The 11,868-nt window shown below is 61.5% G+C and carries 5 protein-coding genes; 2 read left to right on the forward strand and 3 right to left on the reverse strand.

What is annotated here, in order from left to right; all coding sequences use genetic code 11:
• Positions 1 to 33: 33 nt before the first annotated feature.
• From IFT75_RS05555 to IFT75_RS05565, 3 genes are all read right to left on the reverse strand, one after another.
• On the reverse strand, positions 34 to 3,543 hold the full coding sequence (locus IFT75_RS05555) for a Tc toxin subunit A (protein ID WP_192053708.1): 3,510 nt from the start codon (positions 3,541 to 3,543) through the stop codon (positions 34 to 36).
• 688 nt (positions 3,544 to 4,231) lie between these two features.
• Complete coding sequence (locus IFT75_RS05560; protein ID WP_192053710.1) at positions 4,232 to 7,792, reverse strand: Tc toxin subunit A; 3,561 nt, start codon at positions 7,790 to 7,792, stop codon at positions 4,232 to 4,234.
• A gap of 188 nt (positions 7,793 to 7,980) precedes the next feature.
• Positions 7,981 to 9,504 (reverse strand): fumarate hydratase, encoded by a 1,524-nt coding sequence (locus tag IFT75_RS05565; protein WP_122479347.1) that lies wholly within the window; start codon positions 9,502 to 9,504, stop codon positions 7,981 to 7,983.
• A 329-nt stretch (positions 9,505 to 9,833) separates the two neighbouring features.
• Here IFT75_RS05565 and IFT75_RS05570 point away from each other — a divergent pair, with 329 nt between their 5' ends.
• Together IFT75_RS05570 and IFT75_RS05575 are read left to right on the forward strand one after the other, a co-directional pair.
• Positions 9,834 to 10,940: a GGDEF domain-containing protein gene (locus IFT75_RS05570; RefSeq protein WP_122479346.1), complete on the forward strand. Its 1,107-nt coding sequence runs from the start codon at positions 9,834 to 9,836 to the stop codon at positions 10,938 to 10,940.
• Positions 10,933 to 11,862, forward strand: coding sequence for an iron-sulfur-binding ferredoxin reductase (locus IFT75_RS05575; RefSeq protein ID WP_192053712.1), 930 nt, complete (start codon positions 10,933 to 10,935; stop codon positions 11,860 to 11,862). The genes IFT75_RS05570 and IFT75_RS05575 overlap by 8 nt, the downstream gene beginning before the upstream one ends.
• Positions 11,863 to 11,868 lie beyond the last annotated feature (6 nt).

Here is an 11,868-nt window from a genome sequence, read left to right on the forward strand (position 1 = left end):
CCCGCGAAGGGGCCGGCCTGGACACCCAGTGAATCAGCGGTTTACAGCCGCCATGGCCGCCTGGCCCACCGCTTGCCAGTCAGCTTCGGGGCTGTCGGCATGCAGGGAGCAGGCTTTGAGCAGGGTCGCGGCGTTGAGGCCGGTTTCCAGCGAAAGGGCCTGTGCGCGGCGCACCCAGTCGATATGGGCAACGGTCTTGGCGGTTTGCTGAGGCAGCAGCGCGGTGAGCACCGCCACCTCGCTTTCGCTCCAGCCCAGCAAGCTCGCCAGTGCGGCATTGCAGGTTTGCGACTGGACCGCCAGTTGGCGTTTGCCGGGGCGTTTGGAGACCTGTGCATTGGCCTGCTGCAAGTAGCCGAGCAGGCGCTCTTCTGGCTGGCCCAGGGTGTTGAACAGGCTGTCGTAGGCCTTGAGCAGGTGCAGCGTGTTCAAGGACAACGGCCACAGGCTGTCGCACCCCAGCCACGCCGGGTTGACGACGAAGGTGCGCAGTGCGGCGGCGCCGACCTTGGCCCAGCTGACAGCGCGTGCGCAGGTGCCGATCTGGCGCAGGTCGGCCAGAACCGCACTCACTTTGGCGGCATCGGGCTCGGCGTCCATCGGCCAGGCCTGGAGGGTGCGCTCGAGCAGGCGGTAGGGTGAAACATCGGCGCAGTGAGCGACCCATACCGCCAATTCCGGCAGGAGCGTGGTGTGTTCCTGCAGCAGGCCTTCGACCAAGCGCTGTTGGCGGGCCCAGGCGTCGAGCAAGAAAGCAGTAAGCCGGGTTTCAGCGGCAGCCACGTCGTCACTCCCCAGACCCAGGGTTGCGATCAAGGCGCGGACCTGCGCGGCCAGTTGCGCGTGATCACTGCCTGCCACGTTTGCGTTCGGTGGCTTGATCAACCCTGCACTGTCGATGAAGGCGTTGGCGCCCTTGCCCAGTTCGCTGAACCAGTCGATGGTCGCCCCTGTGGCCTTGCCGGGCAAAGCCAAGGCGGCCACTGCCACCGGTGTCACGGCAGTGCTGCGACCGTCGCTTGCCAGCTGTTGCAGACGTTCGAGCACGCCTGTGGTCGGGCTGGCCTCGGCATCCACCGCAAGTAGCGTCCTCACCTTGGCAACGCTCAACTTGTGGCGCCCCAACCAGTCGACCACGCCATCCAGATGAATGAGGATATCCAGCACGTCCGTTTGCGTTTCATTACCTTGCAGGAGCGTGCCAACAGTGCAATGGCGCAGGTAGGTGCGGCCGCCCAGGCACTCGATCAGGTAAAGACAGTCTTCTACCTCGAGCCTGAACAGGCGTGCGATTCGGGTCAGTCGGTACAAAGCCGACACCGTGAGCAGTGAGCGGTTGAGAGGACCGACATGCTCGATGGTCTGAAGCGCGACCGCGGCGAATGCCTCAGGTGTCAAGCCAAGCCCTGCGCACAGCTGATTGACAGTGGCTTGGTGGGCAGGGTCGTCACTGGTGTGGCTGAATGAGCCGTGGTCCAGAACCAGGGGTGTGCCGAACAGTACCGGGTTGTTGAATACCTGGTCGAACAGCGGTGTGCGGGTGCCGCTGGCGAACGCAGACACATCATGAACGAACGCGGCGAACTCTTCAGCGCCAATGCCATGGCGGCCATTGAGATAGCGATAAGCGCCCAGCATGCGCAATGTATTAGGATTGAGGGTCAAGTCAGGGTTGGCATCGCCTTCCGCGCGCATGGCCGAGACGATCAGGGTATCCAACTCGGCGAATGGCAGTTTGGTCCAACGTTGCAGGCGGATCATGCGCTGCATTCGGTCGAACCTATCCAGTGAGGTATAGGCCAGATAGACAGTACGCTCGCTGCCCAGCGTTTCTTCCACAAGGGAAACAGCGTTGTTGTACTGATAGCTGTTGTCGCGGGGTTTGAAGCGATCAATGGCCCCGTTGCCGTTGATGAAAACAGCGCCATAGTTCATCGGTGTAGGCGAACGTCGCAGCGGGTTGCTGGCACCGGTCTTGTTGCGGATGGGGCAATTGGGCGAGATGTGAGGGCTATGGTCTTTTTGCGAGAGCAGTGCCGTCAGCTGTTCGGCATCGACGCCGGTCTTGTCGCAGAAGACCTTGGCCCGGTTCAACAGCGACTCGCCGAGGTTACGTTGGTCAATTGCCAGGTGGGCCTGGAGATAGTCGCGCTCGGCAACGTTCAAATCACGGCCCAGAACAGGATCGCCAAGCGTACTGACATCGAACACCATCTGGCGACCGATGCGCGATTGGCCGGCAACGGTCACCATGACGTTCAATACCAGAGGGGCATCATAGTGAAGTGCCAACTCCACTCCGGGATTATCTTCGGCTTTGTAATAGAGAACAAAACAAATGCCCAAGTTACCATCCGCGTGCTGATGGCTCATTTTCCAACTGCCGCCAGCACCTTCCTGAAGCACTCGACCACGCAGTTTGACTGTCTGGGATCGGCCATTGTTGATCAGGCGCATTTCTATCAGCGTATCGCTGTCAGTGTGTAAAACGCTTATGACCGACTCTTGCTCAGGTATCTCGATATGAGTGGTGTTGCTGTCCCACAGGTGGATGTTTGAAATGATTGGTGTGTACCAGCTAGGGCCTTGCAGCGACAAGTTGAAGGCTGGAAAGCGCCTTTCGGCCATTAACAGATGTTGCTGCGCAGGGCTCAAACCGGACAACAGCGCCAAGGCGTTACGTTGATCCACAGGATGGGCAGATGCTTGCAGACCCGTCCTCAGCGCCAGGTTCAGCGCACCCAGTACTGGCTTGTCACCTTCCAGCGCCAAACTCACCTGCTGATGGGCAAAGTGATAGGGAAAGACGAACGGGTGTTTCTTCTCGGCCAGCAGTTGATGCACCGGCCGTGGGTCTTCTTTTTCTACCTGATACTTCTCGATGCCCTGGGTGAGCACCGTGTTCACCAAGTCCAGCATCGGGCGGCTCTGGTAGGTGCTCTGCTCGTCGATCACCAGGCTGTCGAGATCCGGCCGGCGCACCGCCAGTGGTATCCGCAGCGGCGAGGTAGATGCGCCTTCGATCTTCTGCTCGGCAAAGCGGCGCAACGAGCCCAGGTAGGCCACCGGGCCGTCCATGGCTTCGATGGCGCCGACCTTGCAGAACTGGTCCCAGTTTTCCTTGAACAGGTTGGGGTAGCTCGGGCCGATGTCGACCAGTGCACGCACGCCGGTCTGCGGGGCGATCAGTGGCAGGTTGCGGCCTGAGGACACGACGTCTTCACGATAGGAACGGGCGATCTGGGTGGCGTAGCACAGGGCATTGTCGTAGGCCAGTTCGCCATCGGCATCGCTGAGGGTACGTAGCTGACGGGTGAATTCGGCCTTGGGTTGGCGAATGATGTCGAACACCGAGCTCATGCCCATTTCCGGCATCGCGTCGGTGAAGCTCATTCTGCTCAGCAGGCGATTTTCCGGAGTGAGTGGAACAAGGTTGTCGAACAGCGGGTTGGGTGTTGGATCCGCCAGCTCGGGCAGCTCGACCTCGGGAAGCAGGTGGTCGCCGTCATCGAAAACTGGGTCGGGGCGTTCAGGTGTGGTCATGCGGGGGCTCGCTCATCAGGCTGATCAAGGCCAATGTTTTAGCGGGCGAGCGAAGGGTGGGGTATCCATAGAACTGATAGGTAGCCAGGGCTGTTCAATGGCGTTATGAGATGCCCTGTTGCTACCTCGAAAGCCCTGAAAACCGGGGCATCCGTGCACTGCACAGGTGTGTACGCCGAGCTGTCGCAAGGACTGGGGCGTTTTGTAGCCGACCACGTTACTGCGGAGAAATAACATCATCGCGGCCAAGCAGATACTGATGCTGGCAGGCGACCAGGTTGAATGCTGAGGTGATGGTGCCGTTTCAGGCACTGTCGATGGTGGGCTGTCGGGTAGGCTGGGTGCCTGGACGAGAAGGTGCTGTAACGGGTGCGAGGTTGCGACGGGGCGAGCTGCGATGTGGCATGACGCGCAGTTGCTGGCGGCTGCAGGTGAGCTGGGGAGGGCGTGGATGCAGGGGCATGCCTGGCCTGCGCGCCTGAGATAAAGCAGGCAGGTGGGCATGTCGTTGATATCGAGCTAAACGAAGCGTCCGGGCAGGACAACAGGGCAGCGGCACTGGCGTGACCGGCCGACCTGGGCTGGTTTCCCAGGGCTGTTGGGTAAGCGAATCACCTTGTAAAAGCGGCGCGGCCTTCGCGGGCAGAGGGCTCTACCCGCGAAGAGGCCTGCCTGAACATCTGGTGAATCAGCGGCTCACGGCCGCCATGGCCGCCTGGCCCACCGCTTGCCAGTCAGCTTCGGGGCTGTCGGCATGCAGGGAGCAGGCTTTGAGCAGGGTCGCGGCGTCGAGGCCGGTTTCCAGCGAAAGGGCCTGTGCGCGGCGCACCCAGTCGATATGGGCAACCGTCTTGGCGGTTTGCTGAGGCAGCAGCGCGGTGAGCACCGCCACCTCGCTTTCGCTCCAGCCCAGCAAGCTCGCCAGTGCGGCATTGCAGGTTTGCGACTGGACCGCCAGTTGGCGTTTGCCGGGGCGTCTGGATACCAATGCATTGGCCTGCTGCACGTAACCGAGCAGGCGCTCTTCCGGCTGGCCCAGGGTGTTGAACAGGCTGTCGTAGGCCTTGAGCAGGTGCAGGGTGTTCAAGGACAACGGCCACAGGCTTTCGCACCCCAGCCACACCGGGTTGACGACGAAGCTGCGCAATGCGGCGGCGCCAACCTTGGCCCAGCTGACAGCGCGTGCGCAGGTGCCGATCTGGCGCAGGTCGGCCAGAACCGTACTCACTTTGGCGGCATCGGGCTCGGCGTCCATCGGCCAGGCCTGGAAGGTGCGCTCGAGCAGGCGGTAAGGTGAAACATCGGCGCAGTGAGCGACCCATACCGCCAATTCCGGCAGGAGCGTGGTGTGTTCCTGCAGCAGGCCTTCCACAAGCCTCTGCTGGCGGCACAGGGCGTTGGCCAGATACGTATTCAGTGTGTCTTCGGCGATCTGGACGTCATTGGCGGCCAGCCCCAGCGAGGCGACCAGGGAGCGAACCTTTTCTGCCAACTGCTGCTGATCGGTGTCGGTCAGCGTTGGTTGAAGCGGCTTCACCAGCCCAGCCGCATCGATAATGGCTGAGGTCCCTTTGCCCAGTTCCGTGTGCCAGTCGATAGCCGCGCCGGTGGCTGTGTTGGGCAGACCGAGGGCGGAAACCGTAGCGGCGTTCACGGCCAAGGTACGGCCCTCATCGGCCATCTGCTGCAGGCGCTCGAGCAGGGCGTCGCATGGCTCCTGTGCAGCGTCCGTGCTCAACAAGGCGAGCAGCCCGGTGACCGTGAGTTTATTGGCCTTGAGCCAGCGCACGGCCCAGTCCAGTTCCATCAGGATGTCGAGGATGTCCTTGCCAGCGGAGTCCAGCGCTTTCAAGCGACCGCTGGCAATCGACCCGCGATAGGCGCTGCCACCCAGCAAGGTCGTCAGCTCCCAGAAGTCGCTGGCCGAGAGACCGAACATCTGCGCGATACGGGCTTGGCGGTAAAGCGAGGACACCACTGCCAGCGAGCGTTTCAATGGCGTCACGGCAGTCAGGGTGTCGGCGACCAAGCGTTCGAACTCTTGCCCTGGTTGAACGCCCAGGCTTGCGCAAAGTTGCGCGACGGTTTTCTGGTGCAGTGGATCAGAGGAGTTCAGGTTGAAACCACCGTCATCGATCACCAAAGGCCTATCGAAGAGCACGGGTGTATTGAACGCTTTGTCGAGCATGGAAACCTGACCCGTCGCGGCGTAGGGCGAGACATGGTGTACGAATGCGGCAAACTCATCAGCCGCAATCGAGTACTCGCGGCTGAAGTAGCGGTACATCCCGAGTGTCCTGAGCGTATTGCCGTTGATTAGCAGTCCAGCATTGGCATCACTTTCAGAACGCATGGCGCCGATCATGAGAATGTCCAGCTGAGCGAACGAGAGGCCGGTAGCCTTCTGCAGCCGGATCATGCGTTGCAGCCGGTCGTATCGCTCGAGGCTGGTATTGGTCAGCTGCCATTTATCGCCAGAGGTGGCTTTGGCCAGGCCGATAGTGTTGTCGTAGTTGTCATAAGATTTTGTGCCTGAGTCCTTCCCACCAATGCCGTTTATGTAGCTGGCTCCGTAGTGATTGGAGCGGGGGAAAGGTCTGGAACCGCGAATGCCGGTGGCCATGCGGTTGAGGGAGATGAAGTTAGGCGACTGTATGGGGGCGAATGCCTTGACTGCGAGCAGGTTTTCCGTGGCCTTACTGTCAAGGTCTGTGGAGTGAAGAAAACGGTCCAGGCCAACCAGTGGATTCATCGAGCCATGGGTAAAATCCACTCCGTAGTGCGTGACAAAAAACGCGCGCTCTTGGTCATTCAGAGCACAGTCGTCGTCAGGCGTGAAGGTGAATTTCCAAGGTGCAACCCGCTTCGAAGGTGCCCAGTCCTCGAGCTGCGACCAGGATTGTGCCGTGATCAACACATCACAGCGGCGGCCAGCGGCGTCGCTCAACGCAGCATCGGTGCCCGAATAGGTAATTATTAGTGTCTTGGTATTCAGCGTGCTGCCGTAGACAGCGTTGTGCATGTGCCATTTTTTGGCGGCTGGAAAATCCTGACTGGCAAACTTGACGGGCAGCTCTCTAATAGACTGCTCGGCCCCTGTGAACACTAGATGAGCAAGTGTGTCATCCCTCGATGAAGACCACTCCAACTGCAAAGCCGGAGGCTCGACCGACTTAACGGAGGTTTGTGACGGCATCAGAAAGCCACTAGTGAAGTGCTTGTGTGACTTGAATTGTTCGGCGCCTGGCGTCAGGAATTGTTTATTACCCAGTAGATCGCGCAGTGATACATAGAAATGGCTGAACGGGGAGGCCGATGTCACCAGCGTCTCGATAGTTGGACTCAAACCTGCCAATCCAATTTGGGCGACGGTAGCGCTTATTCCTACGGATCCATAAGCAGACTCCTCGCCGAGCGGCGAGATACTCATCCGGTAGTTCAACTCCCCCAGCGTCGGCTTTTCACCGCTCAACGCCAAACTCACCTGCTGATGCGCAAAGTGATACGGAAACACGAACGGATGCTTCTTTTCTGCCAGAAGCTGATGAATCGGCCGCGTGTCGCCTTTTTCCGTCTGGTATTTGGCAATGCCCTGGCTCAACACAGTGTTCACCAGGTCCAGCATCGGCACGCTCTGGTAGGTGCTCTGCTCATCGATCACCAGCGTGTCCAGATCGGGCCGGCGCACGGCCAGTGGGATGCGTTTGGGCGACGTGGACGCGCCTTCGATCTTCTGCTCGGCAAAGCGGCGCAGCGAGCCCAGGTAGGCCACCGGGCCGTCCATGGCTTCGATGGCGCCGACCTTGCAGAACTGGTCCCAGTTTTCCTTGAACAGGTTGGGGTAGCTCGGGCCGATGTCGACCAGTGCACGCACGCCGGTCTGCGGAGCGATCAGTGGCAGGTTGCGGCCTGAGGACACGACGTCTTCACGATAGGAACGGGCGATCTGGGTGGCGTAGCACAGGGCATTGTCGTAGGCCAGTTCGCCATCGGCATCGCTGAGGGTACGTAGCTGACGGGTGAATTCGGCCTTGGGTTGGCGAATGATGTCGAACACCGAGCTCATGCCCATTTCCGGCATCGCGTCGGTGAAGCTCATTCTGCTCAGCAGGCGATTTTCCGGAGTGAGTGGAACAAGGTTGTCGAACAGCGGGTTGGGTGTTGGATCCGCCAGCTCGGGCAGCTCGACCTCGGGAGGCAGGTGGTCGCCGTCGTCGAAAACTGGGTCGGGGAGTTCAGGTGTGTTCATGGTGTGCCTCGCTCAAGGGGGTAATCAGGGCCGACTTTTTAGCGGGCCTGCCGAGAGCGGGGTATCCACAGAACTGATAGGTAGGCAAAGCCTGGCAACGCGGTTAGGGTCGCCAGTCCAGCTGAATCCGGCTCATGAACGCAAAAAGCCCGGCACAGGGCCGGGCTTCTCGGTTCAGCACGAAACGCTTACTGCACTTCCACCGCCAGGCTTTCGGCGATCCTGGCTTGCCAGATGGCCGGCCCGGTGATGTGCACCGACTCACCCTTGCTGTCGACGGCGACGGTGACCGGCATGTCCTTGACGTCGAACTCGTAGATCGCTTCCATGCCCAGTTCTTCGAAGGCCACCACGCGCGACTTCTTGATCGCCTGGGCCACCAGGTAGGCGGCGCCACCCACGGCCATCAGGTACACGGCCTTGTGGTCCTTGATCGCCTCGATGGCGGTTGGGCCGCGCTCGGACTTGCCGATCATGCCCAGCAGGCCGGTCTGGTCGAGGATCTGCCGGGTGAACTTGTCCATCCGCGTGGCGGTGGTCGGGCCGGCAGGGCCTACCACTTCTTCGCGGACCGGATCGACCGGGCCGACGTAATAGATGAAGCGGCCCTTGAGGTCGACCGGCAGGGTTTCACCCCTGTTCAGCATCTCGACCATGCGCTTGTGCGCCGCATCGCGGCCGGTGAGCATCTTGCCATTGAGCAGGATGGTTTCACCGGGTTGCCAGCTTTGCACCTCTTCGGGCGTCAGCGTGTCGAGATTGACCCGGCGCGCCGACGGGCCGGCTTCCCAGACGATTTCCGGGTAAGCGTCCAGGTCCGGCGCTTCGAGTTCAGCCGGGCCGGAGCCGTCGAGCACGAAGTGGGCGTGGCGAGTGGCGGCGCAGTTGGGGATCATGCACACCGGCAGCGAGGCAGCGTGGGTCGGGTAGTCCATGATCTTGACGTCGAGCACGGTGGTCAGGCCGCCGAGGCCCTGGGCGCCGATGCCCAGCTGGTTGACTTTCTCGAACAGCTCCAGGCGGATCTCCTCGATGCGGTTCTGTGGGCCACGTGCCTTGAGCTCATGGATGTCGATGGACTCCATCAGCACTTCCTTGGCCATCACCGCAGCCTTTTCGGCCGTGCCGCCGATACCGATGCCGAGCATGCCGGGCGGGCACCAGCCGGCGCCCATGGTTGGCACGGTCTTGAGGACCCAGTCGACGATCGAGTCGGACGGGTTGAGCATGGCCATCTTCGACTTGTTCTCGGAGCCACCGCCCTTGGCGGCCACATCCACCTCCACGGTGTTGCCGGGAACGATGGAGTAGTGGATCACGGCCGGCGTGTTGTCCTTGGTGTTGCGGCGAGCGCCAGCCGGGTCGGCCAGGATGGACGCGCGCAGCACGTTCTCCGGCAGGTTGTAGGCGCGGCGCACGCCCTCGTTGATCATGTCGTCCAGGCTCATGGTGGCGCCGTCCCAGCGCACATCCATGCCTACCCGCACGAACACGGTGACGATGCCGGTGTCCTGGCAGATCGGCCGATGGCCGGTGGCGCACATGCGCGAGTTGATCAGGATCTGGGCGATGGAGTCGCGCGCCGCCGGGGATTCTTCACGCAGGTAGGCCTGGTGCATGGCCTGAATGAAATCCACGGGGTGGTAATAGGAAATGAATTGCAGGGCGTCGGCGACGCTCTGAATCAGGTCGTCTTGTTTGATCACGGTCATGGGGCGCGCTCCTCTTGTGGGGAACATTCGTTGAAAAAGCCGGTCAGGTCTTGCCTGGCGCATGGCTTTCGAGGTGCGTCAACTTGTAGCAGGTCGGCGCGAAAAAGGCGCGGCAGTATACCGCGGCTGGATCGAGCTGACACTCCGCAATGGCGGGTAGGCGTGGTGTCGAGGCGGATACGCCGTTGGTCCGGTAGCCAGTAGACTTCGTCGAGCAATCCAAATTTGAATAGTTATTTCACCCCTTGGCCATTACTATGGCATCACGCCTTTGCACTATTACGGTGCAATCAGGGGAGGGATTCCCATTCAGCACAGCGAGCTTGCGAGTGACCGAGTCCACCCTGCAACATCTACTGATCAAGCGTTTCTCACTGGCCGCCGGCACTTACGCTTTGGTAGTGGCGCTGGTGTGGGTGGCGGTTCTGACGCAGTATTGCCGCGTGTCTCTGGTGACGGCGGTAGGCACCACCTGCCTGGTCGCGATCAGCCAGGGCGCGCTGTATTGGGTATTTCGCAGCGGTGCCAATCAACGTTTCAGCGATCCCAGCCTCACCGAGTTTCAAGTGCTGCTGGCAGTGGCCTGGCACACCTGGTTGATCGGCAATCTGGAAGTGGCACGCGGCACCTTCATGGTGATGTATGTGTTGATCCTGCTGTTCGGCGTTTTCCACCTGCCACGTCGCGCCTTCGTACGCTGTGCGCTGGTGGTGTTCGTCGCCTTCGTCGGGGTCAATCTGTGGGAGGCCTACCGCATGGCCCTGCCGGACCCGGGCCTGGCCACCCTGCAGATCTGCGCCATGCTGGTGGTGCTGTTGTGGTTGTGCATGTATGCAAGCTACGTACAAACCTCGCGCCAACGCATGCGCCAACGCCGTTATGCCTTGCAGGCCCATCAGGACACCCTGCGGGGCATGATGCGCCAGCTTGAAGACCTGGTCGCCACCGATGAGCTGACAGGCTTGTTCAATCGTCGACACTTCCTGCGCCTGGCCTCGCGCGAGCTGGCCACGCTCAAGCCCGATGTCGAGCATGGCCTGGCGCTGATCGACCTCGATCACTTCAAACGCATCAACGATATCCACGGCCATGCGGCCGGTGACCAGGTGCTGCAAGCCTTCGCGGCCTTGACCCAGGATTGCCTGCGCGACGGCGACGTGCTGGCCCGGTACGGCGGTGAAGAATTCGTGCTGCTCATGCCCGAAGTCGACGCAGACCAGCTGGTGCGGTGCTGCGAGCGGCTGCGCAGCGCCTTTGCCGACGCCGATCCGCAAGGGCTGGGCGCAGCCAATCTGAGTCTGTCGGTGGGCATGACGATGCTCAAGCAGGGCGATGATCTGGATGATGCGCTGCAGCGTGCCGACCAGGCGCTGTATCGCGCCAAAGGTGAGGGGCGCAACCGCTGCGCGGCGGCCTGGGACATGGCCGATGCCTGAGCTGGACGTCGGTGGCCGGCGCTGGACGGTGGCGGCGGGCAGTAACCTGCTCGACGCCCTCAACCAGGCCGGCTTGCAGGTGCCCTTCAGTTGTCGCGCCGGCAGTTGCCACGCCTGCCTGGTGCGCTGTGTTGGCGGTGAGCCACAGGACCGCAAGCCCGACGCCTTGAATGCCAGCAAACGTGAACAGGGCTGGCGCCTGGCCTGTCAATGTCAAGTCGTCGAGGATCTGCAGGTGGCAGTCTTCGATCCACAGGGCGACGGCGTGACGGCGCATGTGATCGGCTGTGACTGGCCTTCGGCAAACGTGCTGCGCCTTCGACTAGAGGCGCAGCGCCCGCTGCGGTATCAGGCCGGTCAGCACATGCTGCTGTGGACGGTTGCACCCGACGGCGTGCAAATCGCGCGGCCCTATTCCATCGCCAGCCTCGCCCAGGCCGATGACTTTCTGGAGTTTCATCTGGACTGTCGGCGCCCCGGTGCTTTCATCGACCAGGCTCGTCGCCTGAAGGTTGGCGATACTCTGCAGCTGGGCGAAGTGCGTGGTGGAGCCTTGCACTACGATCCTGAATGGCAGGCCCGGCCATTGTGGTTGTTCGCTGCCGGCACGGGTCTGGCTCCGTTGTGGGGTGTGCTGCGAGAAGCGTTGCGACAAGGTCATCACGGCCCGATCCGGTTGTTGCACATGGCCAACGAGCACTACCTGGATGAACCGTTGCGCGCGCTTGCCCAGCTTCATGCCAACCTTGCGATAGAGCAGTTCCCGGCAGGCGAGCCGCCGCCGTTGCGCCTCCTGTCGCGCCAGACCATCGCCCTGGTGTGCGGCTCGCCGATCAGCGTGGAAGAGTTTTCCCGAAGGCTGTTCCTGGCCGGCCTGCCCAGAAGTCAGCTGTATAGCGATGTCTTCGTCGGCCGCGGCTGAGTCGCA

The organism is Pseudomonas sp. CFBP 8758 (assembly GCF_014841725.1).
GTDB classification, from domain to species: domain Bacteria; phylum Pseudomonadota; class Gammaproteobacteria; order Pseudomonadales; family Pseudomonadaceae; genus Aquipseudomonas; species Aquipseudomonas baltica.